Genomic DNA, 14,707 nt, shown 5'->3' with positions numbered 1-14,707 from the left:
TCAGTTATTCAGATTATGCCAGTGCTCCTGAATTTCATGTATTTCTGCCAGCCCTGCTGATTTATCTTTATTTTCTATATAGCCTGTAAGCCTGGCCAGATTGACATTTATCGCATTTATCTCATCTTTTTCTACACTGTATTGAATCCTTTTTACCGTTTTTTTCCATGCTTTTTTCAGAGAGATTAAATCTTTTTTTGCTTCTATCCAGTTTTCGCTCTTTAGATTTTTGTGCAAAGATTCTGCATAAAATTCGAAATCATCTTCCCTGTTCCAGGGTTTTTTTGCTATATCTCCCGAATTAAGAATAAAGACAAATAAACTTAAAATTATAATTATGCTCGTGTAGTATATTATTTTTCCCATATCGTTTTCTCCTCAACTTAATATGGATTTTCCTGTGGTTTTTTAATTTTGTCCTTGTATTTGTCTATATAAAGGGTTGAATGGACGGGATTGTAAACCGCCAGAAATACTTCTTCATATTTTTTAATTCCTTGTTTATTAAGCTCTTTTAAGAGCCATTTTTCATCTTTGCCTATCTTTTTTAGCTTCTCTGGAATAAGCTTTCCTGCAATAATTATCTCTGTATTTAATGTTTCATTTTGAGGAGGAAGATGAAGATCACCGCGGGTTACCGGTTGATATTCCGGTTTCAATAGTACGGATAGCTGTCCGTTATTTTCTAAGACTGCAAAAGCTACCTGGTTTAAGTCAAAAATATTTTTTTCCCGCAGCTGTTCTAAAAGGTCAGGTATGGTATAGCGCATATTTTTCATAGTTTCTTCCATTATTTTGCCATTCATTATAACTATGGCCGGTTTACCAGTAAGATATTTGGAAGCTTTAGGCCATTTAAGGGATATTTTCTGCATTACAAAGACGGTAAAAGTCCACACAAATAACCCTACCCAGTGTGGCCAGGCACGGCTGCTGAGGTCAACTGATAATGTGCCTGCAATTGAGCCTATAGTTATTCCGAGGACGTATTCAAAAAATGTAAGCTGGCTTATTTGCTGTTTACCTAAAAAACGGGTAAAAATCAAAAGGGTGAAAAATGCTATGAAACTTCGGACGATTACTACAGCTGTTTCACTCATATATAATCATATCCCTTGTTTTTTTGTTTTTATTATTTACATATTCATTTGGATGAATTCTTTTTTAAAAAAATTGGTATACTATGGCAGGATGTTTAAGTTATAATCTTAGTTAGGAATTTGCAAAAGGATTTTAAAGATTAAAATCTTTGGCAGGGGGGGATATTAAGTGTCATGCCTTAATGTTATGGGGATATTAGTCCAAAATCGGAGCATTAATGCAAAAGAGATTCAGGAGATACTTACCAAATATGGTTGTATTATAAAGGTTCGCGTAGGGATACCTCAGGTAGAAAATTCGTCCTGCACGGAAGAAGGCCTTATAATGCTGCAGCTTTGCGGAACTCCTGAAGAAGTGGAAGAACTTAAAGATAGTCTTAATGCGCTTTCCGGGGTGAAGGCAGAATATATTGAACTTAAATTAGATTAAAAATTGGAAAAGGAGATGATACTTTGGTAAGTGAAAGACTTAGAGCAAAACTTAATGAACAGATCCAAAAGGAATTTTATTCTGCCTACCTTTATCTTTCGATGGAAGCCTATTTTTTATCACAAAATTTAGATGGCTTTGCCAACTGGTTTCATATTCAGGCTCAGGAAGAAAGGGATCATGCTATGCTGATTTTCGATTATCTTAACAGAGTAGGAGCAAAAATTGAGCTGGGAGCTATTGAAGCTCCACCGACAGATTTTGCTTCTCCAGAGGAAGTTCTGCAGAAGACAGTAGAACATGAAAGGTTGGTCACCCGTTCTATTTATGATTTATTTGATCTTGCCAGTGAGGAAAAAGACCACAAAACAGTTATGTTCTTGCAGTGGTTTGTCAATGAGCAGGTGGAGGAAGAAGAAAATGCCGAGAAAAACTTGGCTTCTTTTCGTTTTGTAAAAGATGATCCTAAAGGAATCCTGCTTTTAGACCGGGAAATGGCAGCCAGGGTTTATACCCCGATAACCAGCACGAACAGTCAGCAGTAATTAAAAAGGCAAGCGGGGAGAAAATTCTCTCCGCTTTTGTTAAAAATGGGAGGAATCAAGGTGAAAGTTAGAAAGGCTTTAGAAATAGCCATTGAAAATGAAACAAGGTCTTATGAATGGTATATAAATCAGGCTTTAGAGGCAGATGATCCGGAAACCAGACTGCTTTTTGAGCAGATTGCAGAAGAAGAAAGGCTGCATCTTAAGAAGCTGAATGACCGACTGAAGGTATTAAAGCTTATGGATTAATGGGGCTAGTGGATAGCCCCTTGTTCTACTGCTATACCGAAAACAAAAGTTACAGCTAATAAAATAAAAAGAAGGATTGTCAAAGTAATTATTCTTTTGAGAAAGTGTTTTTCACCTTGGATATATTCAGCTATAAGATGGGTAAGATAAACTGTGCAGCCGGAAAACAGGCAGACTATTATAAATTGTATCCATCCTTCCACCATATGGTAGGCTGCAGGTGATAGCGCTTTCCAAAGGGAATGGCTATAATAGGCTAAAACAATGAATTCTACAAGGCCGGCGGCAAACTGGAAGACTAAGCCTTGTTTTTGTAAAGAGATATTAACCTCCATTATTTCTTTTATTTGCTGTTGGGTTTCAATGTTTTCATGACTTATGAGTATATCAAGGCGACTTCTTAGGACATCAATAGCTGCCTGGTAATTTTCCCGGCTTATGCGCAGATTTTTTTCGATGTTTTTCATATCTTCGAGTTTATATATATAATAATTGAATATTTTTTCATAAAGCTGTTTACCAAAGATACTATTTTTTTGTTTATTATAGAGAAGATTTTGGCTGTATTTAAGGGCTTGACTTATTTTATCAATTCCTTCTAAAACAATGCTGTAATCACTTGCTATTATACTGTATAAGGAAGACAGGTTTTCCAGTTGGTTTTCCAGCTCTTTTATAAGCTCTTGTTGATTTTTTATAGAAGAGAAGCTGCTATTAATGATTCGGGCTAAACGCTGATCCATTTCATTTTTTTTCTTTGTGATTAAAGGGAGCTTTTCTTTATAGTATTTAGTTATGTTGTCTAATTTTAAAAGCGAGGCTTCAATACAGGGCAGTTCAAATTCTAAAAAATACTGGGCATTTTCATCTTGTGGATCAATACTTGCTGCATAGATTGCTTTTTCATTTGGCCACAGCCAGTTTAATCTTGCAGCTGTGCTTTTTTCAATTTTTATTTCTACTGGTTTAAAAGATAAGAGATCGTAATGCTTGGCAGCGAAATTTACTGTTTCTTCCAGGGGCATTTTATATCCAGCCCAAACGTCAATTTTGCCCAATAAAAAAGTAGTATCTATTTCAGCTTTTTTTTCGCAATCATTCAGATATTGCAGAATTTGAGAAGTAAAATTTGCATCAAAGTCCAGGCGCAGGCACAGGATTTCTATTTTAGGTATTTTTTTAAAATAAAAAAATTTTTCTGAATGATTTCCTTTTGACCAGCTTTTGATTTCAGTATAGTGTTTGAATCCTTCGGCTACAAAACTTTTAGCCAGCAGTTCACCTGAATCGGCATCCTGTGATGGATGAATATAATACCGGTAAAATGTCATTTCCATTAAAATCACCTCATCAGCTAATTATATAAAAGATTTTTGCAATTTGAAAAGGTTAGATTTTATATTGTTTAGACATTTTATTATTAGTATTGGTATAATTAAAGAACATAATAAAAACAAAAAAGCAGGTTGAGAATATGAATGGGACAGGAAAAGATCAGATTTTAGAAGCAGCACGCCGGGTTATTGCACGCAGCGGAATAAAAGATGCCAGTATGCAGGCTATTGCGGAAGAGGCGGGAATGACCAAAGGAGGTTTATATTACCATTATCAGGGAAAAGACTATATACTTTTTGAGTTGGCTGACCGATTTTTAAAGGAAGCGGTTGCACCAGTTAAAGAATCGCTTGTTACCGGAAATAGTAAGGAAGAATTGTTTAATGTCATATTAAACGGCATTGCCAGACGTTTATACAATTCTGAACATAATAAATTGCAGTTTTACCTTACCCATGAGGCAGTTTTAGAAAAAGAAGAACTGCATGAACTTGTGGTTCGGAAATTTAAGGGATGGCTGGATACAACGGAAGAGGCTATAGATGTTCTTTATGATTTTCCGGATATAAAATTTAAAAGGGCTTTGGCTTCCTCTACCGTTGCTATGATAGATGGACAGGCTATCCAGCTTATTTTGGAAGAAGACATGGTAAAAACAGAAGAGCTTTTAAGTTTGTGGGAAGCCTTTTTTAAGGCAGGTATTCCGGCTATGATTGAATATATAAGGAAAAATAGTTTAGAATAAATTGAGAAAAAATTAAAAAGAAAAGCTTATTTTAATCAGCAGTTTGACCCTGATTAAAATAAGCTTTTTATTTTTAATCATCTTTATACATATTGTCGATTATTGAACGATATTTTTCATTTATTACCTTGCGTCTGATTTTAAGTGTAGGGGTGATTTCGCCATTTTCCTGGGTAAATTCACGCGGCATAAGGGTAAATTTCTTAATTTTTTCAACCTGTCCTAAATCTTTTGTGAGTTCGTCTATACGTTTTTGGTAAAATTCAATGATACGAGGATTTTGCACTAATTCTTCGTTATTTTTAAATTCTATTCCCTGGCTTTTAGCATATTCTTTTAAAGGTTCAAAAGCCGGAACTATCAGAGCAGAAACAAATTTTCTGTTATCTCCTATTGCTACTGCTTGTTCTATATAATAATCTTCAATAAGCAGGGTTTCAATATGTTGAGGGGCAATATATTTGCCGCCAGATGTTTTAAATAAATCCTTGAGCCTGTCTGTTATTACCAGAAAGCCGTTATCGTTAATGTCCCCTATATCTCCTGTTCTAAGCCAGCCATCTTCTGTAAATATTTCTTTTGTTTTTTCCGGGTCTTTATAGTAGCCTGAAGTCATAGCTGGTCCTTTAGCCTGGATTTCCCCTTCTTCAGATATGCGGACATCTATTAACGGAACTACCGGACCACAGGTGCCAAATTCATTGTTCTCAGGGGTTGATACACATATGGGAAAACATTCGGTAAGTCCGTATCCCTGGAACAGGTATACCCCTGCCGCAAAGAAAAATTCGCCGATTTCTCCTGAAAAAGGAGCTCCTCCAACATTGTAAACTTTGGGACGGCCGCCGAAAACGGCGCGTATTTTACCTAAAACTATTTTATCTGCCAGCCGGTATTTTAATTTAAGCGTAAAGGGGGTTTTTCCTTCTTTCAGTTTATAGTGATAATCTTTACCGGTTTTTATTGACCATGAGAATAGCTTTTGTTTTAATGGGGAAGCGCTGTCTAAATCATGCATAACTTTAGCGTAGATTTTTTCCCACAGGCGTGGAACTGAAGACATGTAGTGAGGTTTAGATTCCTGCAAGAATTCTTCCAAGGCTTTTGTATCGTGGCAGTAGTCAATCTGGCCTCCGCCGCAGAATATATTATAAGTCCAGGCCCTTTCAAATACATGGGATAAAGGAAGAAATGCCAAATTTACGGCGTCTTCATCTACATAAATGCGATAGCCGGGCTTTACCCCGGTAAAATCTATGTGGTTTTGCAGAAACATGGCAAACCAGTTGCGGTGGGTAAGCATAACCCCTTTAGGCGTTCCAGTAGTCCCGCTGGTATAAATTATGCTGGCGAGGTCTCCAGAATCTACTTTATTAAGCCGTTTCTCCATTTCTGTTTTTAGCTCTGGAGCTTTTCCCAGTTTCAGAAAATCATCAAAATATAATATATTGTCATTTTTATCAATAGCTACCCGCCTGTCGAAAACGATTATGTATTCAAGACTCGGCGAATTATTTTTTATGCTCATGGCTTTCCGGTATTGTTCTTCTGTGCAGACAAATAAAACCCTGATTTCCGCATGGTCTACTATATACTTAAGCTCGGCTGCCGAATTGGTGGCATATATCGGAACAGAGGCAGCCCTTATGTTAAAACAGGCAAAATCGGCTACTGCCCAGAATACACAGTTGGGAGAGAATATTCCGACAAATTCTTCTTCTTTTACTCCTAGTTTAATCAGAGCGGCAGCGCAGTCATCGATCATATCGCCAAATTCCTGCCAGGTAAAAGATTCCCATTGTCCGTAGAGCTTATGCCTAACTGCAATTTTATTTCTGCCATATTTTTTAACCCGTTTTTTAATCATCAAACCCAAATGTTTTTCTTCAGCCACCTTAGCTTCAAATTCCTGTTCCACAAGCGTGTTTTCCAAGATAAACCCGGATTTGTTCTTCATTATTTTTCCCCCCGAATATTACATACTGTTTTACTATACCTACCGGTAAGTTTAGTTTATATATAACAGATTTAAATAAAATATTCAATGATTAATTTTTAGTAAGCTTAATTTACTAAACGAATTTTAAGCAGACAAAAAAACGCTCGCGGGATTTAAGATTCCTGCCAGGATATGATTTCCCATCCCTGATTACTCGGTTCTATAAAGTGCGGGGGGGCTTCAAAGGTCATGCGATCATCATAGGCATAGTTTTTGCTGCGGTAGCCGGTATGGATAGTTCCGATGCTTTCGCCAACTTCGCCGCGGGTCTTCTGAATTAAGGCTCCGCGTAGAAAAATAGTATCTTTTTTTATGTATTCATCTTTAAAAAATCCACTATAGATAAGCCAATAAGGAGAAGAATTATTAAGTTTTTCAAATCCAAAGGAGCCGTTGATGGCAAAAACTGCAGCATAGACATTAGCTTTATCAGGAGCAGCATCGATCTGAGGATCATAGTGCCATCCCCAAGACCACCGGACATCAGGATCAGGATTATCAAACCAACCTTTACACAAAATCAAGATATTGTTATTGGCGACAAGTCCCAACATATCATCGCCGTTTGCTTTATAGCCGGTTAAAACCCCATTTTCCCGGACTTCGGTGAAGGTAGTCCCGGCATAGGTTATTCCTCCACCTCCTGATATTCCACCAGTTCCAACTGCAGAAGCAGAATTAAAAGTATAGTTAACAGGATCCCGTCCGGTGATGTATATGTCATTAGCTGCTGCGATGGTCAGTTTTCCTTTAAGTGTTCCTGCTACAAAAGCGTTGCCCATATTAAGGTTAAATTTGCGGTTTTCATTTCCGGTGGTTCCATCTATATATATAACCCCATTGGACGGAAGCGGCTTAGTTTCAGCCGGATTGGTTTTGTTGCGGATAGTAACCGTGCCGTCTGGGTTTAACCTTATGCTGGTTCGCCCTTCATAGTAATAGCCTCCGTTTTGCGCCCTTATTTTGAGCTGGCTGTTGCTTAAGGGGAATTCTAAGGGGGCTGCCCATTGAATACCTTTCATAAACTTAGGATAGCTGCCGTTTACCGGGTAAGGACCGTTAAAGTCAGGGTCACTTGCTCCACCTTTCCAGACTCCGTTATAGAAGTGAATCCTTCCGCTGTAGGTTACCCGTCCGTAAAATGTAGGATTGCCGTCTATAACCAGATCGCCGTTGGTGTGGTAAGGACCGTAGACTATGTCACTGCTGACCCAGCGTATCTCAGAAGGATCGTTGTCAGAAAAATAGGAATAGCGGGTAAAGTTGCGTTTAGCTAAAACCGCAGTTATGGTGCGTTTTATATTTGGTTCTTTATCAGTCCATCCGGTAGATTTTATCTTTACATAGCCTTCACCCTGTTCCAGGACGGTTACCATGTATTTGCCGTTTTCAAAAGGGACTTCCCGATTTAAATGTGGAAAGCTGGTTTCTGTTTTGTTTAATGACCACAGATAATGGTTTATGCCGGCTTCTGCATAGTGCAGTGCATTTACCCCGCTGTCATATTTGGAAATAAAGGAGTTCTGCGCCGTGGAAAGGTTTAAGGCCGAATAAGCCAAGATGACTATGGGAACAAAAAGGAGGAGAACTATGGGGAGACTTATGCCTTTTTCATTGTGAAGCAGCTTTTTTAAGTAATTCAAGATTATACCCCCTTATTGCGCAGTGTAAATACTTCATTTACAATAATCGGTTTTGTGCTGGTATTATTCGGATTAACGTAAAACTTTACGTAGATATTTTTTCCTTTTCTTTCAAAGTAAGGCAAGGGATTATTGTCAGGGTCGGTTAGAGGAGATATGTTTTGTATAATTGTTTTAAAATTAGACGATGAATTCTGAAGCTGGCTGCTTTTTTCAAGGCTGCCGCTTCTTGCCCTGTATTGAACGGTTTTATCTTTACCGTCAACAGAAAGTTGGATTTCCAGGCTGTTACTGTCTAATGTTATACTCGATGCACTTCGGACTTCTTTTTCAAAACCGGATAAAAAACTGCGGACTTCATTCAGGGCAGCACTGTCAGCATCTGCTTTATTCCAGTTTTTTTGGACCAGAAAATAGAAGTTGAATATTGCTCCTACCGCAATGGTGAGGAGGCTTAATACCAGAATAAGTTCCAGCAAAGTTATGCCTTTTTCGTTTAACTGGTTTTTTACCATTTTCATACAAACCTGCCTTAATATTTATTTTCTCAAAAGCCCGCCTTCTGCAGGAGATTTATTTGCATCGCCGGGCAGCTCAAAGCCGTCGGGAAAATAATAAGCGCCTTTTTTTATTAATATATTGCCTCTGTTATCTTTTACATCATTGGAGAAATATACTTCTCCATATTTGCGTCCGCTTATACCTTTGTTTCCTTTATAGTCCTCGATTTCTGAACCGTCTGCAGCTTTTTTTATTACTGGGGTTCCGTTCTGGTCGTATATAGAAACATAGGTATTATCATATGGGACATTACCGGTAATTACATTTAATGTAAGTTTTCCATCTTTCGAGGGTTTTTTGTGTTTTTCCAGAATAACTTCACTGTTAAATACCAGCAGGTTGCTTTTGAGCTTCAGTTCGGACTGGGCGGAAATTGTAAGTTTTTTATTGGTAAAATATAATTCGCTGGCCGTGTACTGAGGCGAACCTGTGCTTAGAACGAGTTCGTCAGAATTGTGTTCAGTTCTGAAGTTGCAAGGTTTTAAAATATGCATAGTCATTGGAGGTTCAGCCTCAGGGTCGATTATTACAGTTTCAAAAGCGATTCCCCGGTCGGAAAGCAGATTGTTATTATGCTTTATCTGAGGACTGTTTCCATTGGTCCAACTGGGATCTGCACCGGGAGCATTATCTGCATCAGGTATTTTAATCAAGTATATGATTAGGTTTTTTCGGGTTCCCGGAGCCAAAAAGTCGCCATGCCATGCCTGATTTATGTCTTTGTCAAATGCTCCGTGTTCGCCATTAAGGCCTGAAGAAACATAGCCGGGTATATGTAAAAGATCTTTATCAAAGCTGTATAAACCGGCAAAACCTGCCCCTACCGGCCATAGATCGAAAAAAGGATGATTTGGAATTTCTCCATTTGAAGAAGTTGATGTAAATTCATGAACCAGTTGGTCTCCATAAGGCTGCAGCAAAGCCAGCTTTGCTTTTTGGCCAGAGCTTAACGACAGGTGAACAGGAGCTTCGTTTAAAGTTTTGAGAAAAACTTTTAAGCTGCACGGTTCTTCTACAAAGCCAAAAAGCTGAACTGTATTGCCGTTTGTTACAGAAATATCATTTTTTGGATAGGAGCCGGGAAAGATAATAAATCCTCTGGCGGAAGGGTCGATATTTACTGTATAGTTTCCCGGATTAAGCCCTAAGAAAAGGGCAGAGCCTTTCAAGGTGGTATGGACATGAATCGAGTTGGCAGTAACTTTAACCCCTGAAACCGGTTTCAAGCTGTTCTGGTCGAATTCTCCTGTATTCGGATTCAGCCCGGCTCCCCATGCCCTGAATACACATACTCTCAGGTTGGCACCGGTCATAGCAGGCTGTTCTGAATCACGGGCAAAAAGTGAGCTTAATTCTTCCCGGACAGTCTGTTTTCCCTGATAAAAAAAGCCGGGACAGGTTACCGTAATCCGCACCTGTTTATAGTCCCAGTCGGCATTTTGTCCGGAAAGGCAGCCGCCTTCCTCTATCCAGTTAACATAGGTTTCAATGAGAAAGGTATGCCTGCCCACTTTTACCTCTTCGAGCGGAGGAATGGCTCCAGCCGGATTTCCTCCGATTGTTCCGATATCACCAAAGGAAAGACTGCGGATTTCTTCCATTTTTTTATTGGCCAGTTTTACTGCTGTCATTTTAGCCCGGTTGTATTCGAAGTTTTGTGCGGTGAAAGTGATTATTGGTGCAAAAGCAGTTATAATAATAGCAAGGATTAGCACTGAAAGGAGCAGTTCGAGAAGGGTGAAGCCTTTCTGGTCGGCAAAGATTTGGCTGATCTTATTGAATTTCATTAATTTTATAGCCTCCCCGCATATTGTTAGGTCCTTTTAGCATAGTAAAACAGCTGAGGTTAATTTTATTTAAAGTTTAACTTATTTTAAAAAAATAAAAAATAGGAGAAAAGTCTTTGGAAAAGTTATGGTTTATATATTGAAAAATTATAGTTATTTTTGACTTAAAGTAGTTTAAATTGTCGAAAGTGTTTACAATTTTCTAAATTCATTATTATAATAACTATTAAAAAAATGGTAATTTTTTGAAATTGCAAAAAATAAAAGGACTTATGTCATAAAAAGATGTATTACTGAAGGTGGAGATATAGTATGCCAAAAAAGCAGAAAATGATGGGAGAAATGCTGCTTGAGTTAGGGATAATAACCCGGGAGCAGTTGGAAGAGGCTTTAGCTGAGCAGAAGGGGACTCATGAGCGGATTGGCAAAATTTTGGTGAATAAAGGTTTTATTACCGAACAGCAGCTTTTAGAGACCCTGGAATTTATGATGGGAATTCCCCATGTTCAGCTGAGCAAGATGGACATCGACCCGGAGGTTGTAAGATTGATACCTCCGCATGTAATGAGAAAACACAAAATTTTACCTGTTAATAAAACCAGCACTTCTCTTATGCTGGCGATGGCTGATCCTTTAAATCAGCAGGCCATAGATGATGCCCGCATGGCGAGCGGGCTTGATATAATTCCGGTTTTAGCCAGTGAAAGGGAACTGGATAATGCTATCCGCCAGTATTTGGCATTTCGTCTCGACCCTGGCATAGAAAAAATTTTAGGAGAGCTGAAAGAGACCGCCAGACAAAACAGAAAGGAATCTTATGCGCCTGTAAGGATAGAAGATGATGCTCCTGTTGTCCGCATGGTCAACTCTATATTAACCCAGGCGGTGCAGGGAAGGTGCAGCGACATTCATATGGAACCCCAGGAGGAAGATATGCGGGTTCGTTTTCGGGTAGATGGCGAACTTTATGAGGTTTTGCATATTCCGAAAGCCTCAGAGGCAGCCGTAGTTTCACGCCTTAAGATAATGTCGTCGATTGATATAGCGGAAAAGCGTATTCCCCAGGATGGAAGGTTTAATATGATGTTTGAGGGAAGAGAAGTTGATTTTCGCGTTTCCACCCTTCCCACCACCTATGGAGAAAAGGTGGTTCTGCGCATATTAGACCGTTCCAGTGCTTTAACCAGGATAGAACAGCTGGGTTTAACCCCGCAGAATCAGGAGAAGCTCTTGCGTTTGGCCAGAAGACCCCACGGAATGCTTATAGTAACCGGACCTACCGGATCGGGAAAAACATCTACCTTGTATGCTTTACTAAATGAAATAAATTCAGTTGACAAAAATATTATAACTTTAGAAGATCCTGTAGAGTATTCCCTGGCTGGTATCAACCAGGTGCAAATTAATGTCAGGGCCGGCCTTACTTTTGCCAGCGGTCTCAGGGCTGTTTTAAGGCAGGATCCGGATATTATCATGGTAGGCGAAATAAGGGATAATGAAACAGCGGAACTGGCAGTAAAAGCAGCTTTAACCGGGCATTTGGTTCTGTCTACCCTGCATACCAACAGTGCAGCCGGAACAATTGCCAGGCTTTTGGATATGGGGATTGAAGGTTTTCTGCTTTCTTCCTCCCTTATCGGCATTGTGTCGCAGAGGCTGGTTCGCCAGCTGTGTCCCAACTGCAAACAGCCTTATGTGCTGGATGAAGAGATGGCAGCAAGGCTTGGCATACCTGAAGAAGCAGGGCAGCAGTTTTTTCGCCCTGTCGGCTGCAACATGTGCAGGCAGATAGGGTATCAGGGACGAACCGCCCTGCAGGAGATAATGCCGGTTGCTGCACCTATAAAAGAATTGATAGGGAGAGGAAATGTCAGTGAAGAGATGATAGAAGCGAAAGCGATAGGTGAGGGGATGAAAACGATAAAGGAAGACGGTATTTTAAAAGCCAAAAAAGGGATTACTTCCCTGGAAGAAGTAATGAAGGCGGTATATTTGGGAGGATAAAAGATGTCTGTTTTGTCAGCTTTGGAGATAATAACGAGAGCAGTTGAAATTGGGGCTTCCGATGTCCACCTGACTGTATTTCGTCCCCCGGTTTACCGGGTAAACGGCAGGCTTGTTTCATTTGACAGCGACCAGGTATTAACCCAGGATGATACTGTGCGGCTGGCCAGGGAGATAATCCCCAATGAGGAAGTGGAAAGGAATTTAAAGGAAAAAGGCCAGGTGGATTTTTCCAATGCCTTTCCGGGGATAGGAAGATTCAGGGTAAATCTTTATGTCCAGCGCGGTTCCATGGCAGCCGCTATCCGGATAATCCCTATAAATGTTCCTAATATAGACGATTTAGGGCTCCCGCCGACAGTGAAGGAGTTTGCCATGAAAGATACCGGGCTGGTGCTGGTGACCGGGGTTACCGGAAGCGGAAAATCTACAACTTTGGCGGCTATGATTGATTTGATGAATCGAACGCGCAGCCTGCATATTTTAACTCTGGAAGACCCTATTGAATACCTGCACCGGCATAATAAATGCATAATAAACCAGAGAGAAGTAGGCATGGATACAGTATCTTTTCCGCTTGCTTTAAGGGCAGCTTTGAGACAGGATCCGGATGTGATTATGGTGGGAGAGATGAGGGATTTAGAAACAATTTCAACTGCTATTACAGCAGCCGAAACCGGGCATCTGGTATTGGCTTCCCTGCATTCGGGAAGTGCGTCCCAGACTGTTGCCCGTATAATAGATGTATTTCCACCGGAACAGCAGACCCAGATAAGGGTGCAGCTTGCCAATTCCCTGCAGGGAATTGTAAGTCAGCAGCTTGTTCCCCGAATTGATGGGAAAGGGAGGGTGGTAGCGGTGGAGGTTTTAGTTGCTACTCCGGCTGTACGCAATCTTATCAGGGAAAACAAGATTCACCAGATTTATTCGGTTCTGCAGACGAGTGCTGGCACCGGTATGATTACCATGGAAAAGTCCCTGCGCAGCTTGTATGACCGAGGCCTTATAAGCCTGGAGGAACTGAACCGAAGGCTTGCAAATAAGGAAATGAAAATTTTCTAGGGGGAGGAGGTATATTTTGCAGTTTGAATATAAGGTTCGCGATGTTCAGGGAAATCTTTTGAGGGGAATTTTGGAGGCGGATGACCGGGATGCGGTTATTCAAAGCCTCCTAAGCCAGAATTATTACATCACCCGTTTGGAAGAGGTACAGGCTTCCAGCCGTCAGATTGAACTGAGTTTCAGTTTGGGGAGGGTTCCAACCCGCGACCTGGTGCTTATGACCAGGCAGCTTGCCACCATGCTTTCGGCAGGGCTCTCCATACTCAGGGCTTTTAATATATTGGCCGAACAGACAGAAAATAAGCTTTTAAGGAAAACCCTGATTCAGGTGAGAGACGATATTGAAGAAGGAATTCCTCTGTGGCAGGCTTTAGCCAGGCATCCGAAGGTGTTTTCCAAGGTTTATGTAAGTATGGTAAGGGCAGGAGAGCTGGGAGGCGTTTTGGAAGGTGTTTTGGAAAGACTGTGCGAGCATTTGGAAAGGGAAGACGAGATTAATTCCAAGGTAAAGACTGCTTCGATTTATCCTTCCATAATTGCAGTTTTTGCAGTGGCTGTTGTCTTCTTTATAATCAGCTTCATCATGCCTACATTTGCCGGCATGTTTGAATCGGCCGGAGCGGAGCTTCCTGCTCCTACCAGGATGCTTTTAGGCATCGGGCTTTTTTTGAAGCAGAAGTGGTTCCTTTTGCTCACAGCTGTTATTGCCTTGGCTTTAGGTCTCAAGGCCTGGGGAAGGACGGATAGGGGGAGATTTTTCTTCGATTCACTTTATCTCAGGCTTCCCCTTACAGGCAAGGCGGTTTCCAAGATTACGGTAGCCCGCTTTGCCAGGACTATGGGCACACTGCTCCGTTCAGGGATCCCCGTCCTGCAGGCTATGGAAGTGGTGGAAGATGTGGTGGGAAATGCTGTTATTGCCAGAGCTATTCGCGAAGCCAGGGAAAGCATAAGCGAAGGGGACTACATAAATGTTCCGCTCGCGCAAACCGGGGTTTTTGAGCCTATGGTGGTGCAGATGATAGCGGTAGGGGAAGAAACCGGGGCACTGGACGGGATGCTGGTAAAGCTTTCCGATTATTTTGAAAGAGAGGTTATGCATACGGTTGATTCCCTGATGGCAATGCTTGAACCGCTTTTGATTATTGTAGTAGCACTGATGGTAGGCGGAGTGGTAGTTTCTACCCTTCTGCCGGTATTTGAGATGGTCAATGTGGTAGGCGCAGGGGTTTAAGGGTAACGAACGT

14 protein-coding genes are annotated in these 14,707 nt (G+C 40.6%); 7 read left to right on the top strand and 7 right to left on the bottom strand.

What is annotated here, in order from left to right:
* Together H0Z36_RS06810 and H0Z36_RS06805 are read right to left on the bottom strand one after the other, a co-directional pair.
* Complete coding sequence (locus H0Z36_RS06810) at positions 1-366, bottom strand: DUF4363 family protein (protein ID WP_296864791.1); 366 nt, start codon at positions 364-366, stop codon at positions 1-3.
* A gap of 17 nt (positions 367-383) precedes the next feature.
* Positions 384-1,100 carry a DUF421 domain-containing protein gene (locus H0Z36_RS06805; protein ID WP_296864789.1) on the bottom strand — a complete coding sequence of 239 codons (717 nt, stop codon included), beginning with the start codon at positions 1,098-1,100 and terminating at the stop codon, positions 384-386.
* A 169-nt stretch (positions 1,101-1,269) separates the two neighbouring features.
* Here H0Z36_RS06805 and H0Z36_RS06800 point away from each other — a divergent pair, with 169 nt between their 5' ends.
* From H0Z36_RS06800 to H0Z36_RS06790, 3 genes are read left to right on the top strand one after another with little or no spacing between them, the layout of a single operon-like run.
* Complete coding sequence (locus tag H0Z36_RS06800; protein ID WP_296864787.1) at positions 1,270-1,530, top strand: hypothetical protein; 261 nt, start codon at positions 1,270-1,272, stop codon at positions 1,528-1,530.
* A 23-nt stretch (positions 1,531-1,553) separates the two neighbouring features.
* A complete protein-coding gene (locus H0Z36_RS06795) occupies positions 1,554-2,075 on the top strand; it encodes a ferritin (protein ID WP_296864785.1) in 522 nt (173 codons plus the stop codon).
* 60 nt (positions 2,076-2,135) lie between these two features.
* Entirely contained in the window at positions 2,136-2,324 is a 189-nt protein-coding gene (locus H0Z36_RS06790) for a ferritin family protein (RefSeq protein ID WP_296864784.1), read from the top strand.
* A 5-nt stretch (positions 2,325-2,329) separates the two neighbouring features.
* Here H0Z36_RS06790 and H0Z36_RS06785 read toward each other — a convergent pair whose 3' ends face one another.
* On the bottom strand, positions 2,330-3,661 hold the full coding sequence (locus tag H0Z36_RS06785; protein WP_296864782.1) for a hypothetical protein: 1,332 nt from the start codon (positions 3,659-3,661) through the stop codon (positions 2,330-2,332).
* Positions 3,662-3,798: 137 nt separating this feature from the next.
* Here H0Z36_RS06785 and H0Z36_RS06780 point away from each other — a divergent pair, with 137 nt between their 5' ends.
* Positions 3,799-4,404 (top strand): TetR/AcrR family transcriptional regulator, encoded by a 606-nt coding sequence (locus tag H0Z36_RS06780; protein WP_296864780.1) that lies wholly within the window; start codon positions 3,799-3,801, stop codon positions 4,402-4,404.
* Positions 4,405-4,477: 73 nt separating this feature from the next.
* Here H0Z36_RS06780 and H0Z36_RS06775 read toward each other — a convergent pair whose 3' ends face one another.
* From H0Z36_RS06775 to H0Z36_RS06760, 4 genes are all read right to left on the bottom strand, one after another.
* Positions 4,478-6,361 carry a long-chain fatty acid--CoA ligase gene (locus tag H0Z36_RS06775; protein WP_296864778.1) on the bottom strand — a complete coding sequence of 628 codons (1,884 nt, stop codon included), beginning with the start codon at positions 6,359-6,361 and terminating at the stop codon, positions 4,478-4,480.
* A gap of 155 nt (positions 6,362-6,516) precedes the next feature.
* Complete coding sequence (locus H0Z36_RS06770; protein ID WP_296864776.1) at positions 6,517-8,046, bottom strand: hypothetical protein; 1,530 nt, start codon at positions 8,044-8,046, stop codon at positions 6,517-6,519.
* Positions 8,047-8,048: 2 nt separating this feature from the next.
* Positions 8,049-8,567 (bottom strand): hypothetical protein, encoded by a 519-nt coding sequence (locus tag H0Z36_RS06765; protein WP_296864774.1) that lies wholly within the window; start codon positions 8,565-8,567, stop codon positions 8,049-8,051.
* A gap of 18 nt (positions 8,568-8,585) precedes the next feature.
* Positions 8,586-10,394 (bottom strand): carboxypeptidase-like regulatory domain-containing protein, encoded by a 1,809-nt coding sequence (locus H0Z36_RS06760; protein ID WP_296864772.1) that lies wholly within the window; start codon positions 10,392-10,394, stop codon positions 8,586-8,588.
* Between the two features lie 312 nt (positions 10,395-10,706).
* Here H0Z36_RS06760 and H0Z36_RS06755 point away from each other — a divergent pair, with 312 nt between their 5' ends.
* From H0Z36_RS06755 to H0Z36_RS06745, 3 genes are read left to right on the top strand one after another with little or no spacing between them, the layout of a single operon-like run.
* Positions 10,707-12,398: an ATPase, T2SS/T4P/T4SS family gene (locus H0Z36_RS06755; RefSeq protein ID WP_296864770.1), complete on the top strand. Its 1,692-nt coding sequence runs from the start codon at positions 10,707-10,709 to the stop codon at positions 12,396-12,398.
* 3 nt (positions 12,399-12,401) lie between these two features.
* Positions 12,402-13,460 (top strand): type IV pilus twitching motility protein PilT, encoded by a 1,059-nt coding sequence (locus H0Z36_RS06750; protein ID WP_366508874.1) that lies wholly within the window; start codon positions 12,402-12,404, stop codon positions 13,458-13,460.
* A 16-nt stretch (positions 13,461-13,476) separates the two neighbouring features.
* The gene (locus tag H0Z36_RS06745) at positions 13,477-14,694 is read left to right on the top strand and encodes a type II secretion system F family protein (protein ID WP_296864768.1); all 1,218 of its coding nucleotides are present in this window, start codon (positions 13,477-13,479) and stop codon (positions 14,692-14,694) included.
* Positions 14,695-14,707: the final 13 nt, after the last annotated feature.

This window comes from Thermosyntropha sp., from assembly GCF_017656155.1.
Taxonomy (GTDB): domain Bacteria; phylum Bacillota; class Syntrophomonadia; order Syntrophomonadales; family Syntrophomonadaceae; genus Thermosyntropha.
The sequence above is the reverse complement of the archived record's forward strand: the minus strand, read 5'-3'. Positions and strand labels throughout refer to the sequence as shown.

Bases quoted from the DNA above. Each gene is read 5' to 3' on its own strand.
- H0Z36_RS06810 (WP_296864791.1), bottom strand. From the start codon at position 366: ATGGGAAAAATAATATACTACACGAGCATAATTATAATTTTAAGTTTA.
- H0Z36_RS06805 (WP_296864789.1), bottom strand. From the start codon at position 1,100: ATGAGTGAAACAGCTGTAGTAATCGTCCGAAGTTTCATAGCATTTTTC.
- H0Z36_RS06785 (WP_296864782.1), bottom strand. From the start codon at position 3,661: ATGGAAATGACATTTTACCGGTATTATATTCATCCATCACAGGATGCC.
- H0Z36_RS06780 (WP_296864780.1), top strand. From the start codon at position 3,799: ATGAATGGGACAGGAAAAGATCAGATTTTAGAAGCAGCACGCCGGGTT.
- H0Z36_RS06775 (WP_296864778.1), bottom strand. From the start codon at position 6,361: ATGAAGAACAAATCCGGGTTTATCTTGGAAAACACGCTTGTGGAACAG.
- H0Z36_RS06765 (WP_296864774.1), bottom strand. From the start codon at position 8,567: ATGAAAATGGTAAAAAACCAGTTAAACGAAAAAGGCATAACTTTGCTG.
- H0Z36_RS06760 (WP_296864772.1), bottom strand. From the start codon at position 10,394: ATGAAATTCAATAAGATCAGCCAAATCTTTGCCGACCAGAAAGGCTTC.
- H0Z36_RS06755 (WP_296864770.1), top strand. From the start codon at position 10,707: ATGCCAAAAAAGCAGAAAATGATGGGAGAAATGCTGCTTGAGTTAGGG.
- H0Z36_RS06750 (WP_366508874.1), top strand. From the start codon at position 12,402: ATGTCTGTTTTGTCAGCTTTGGAGATAATAACGAGAGCAGTTGAAATT.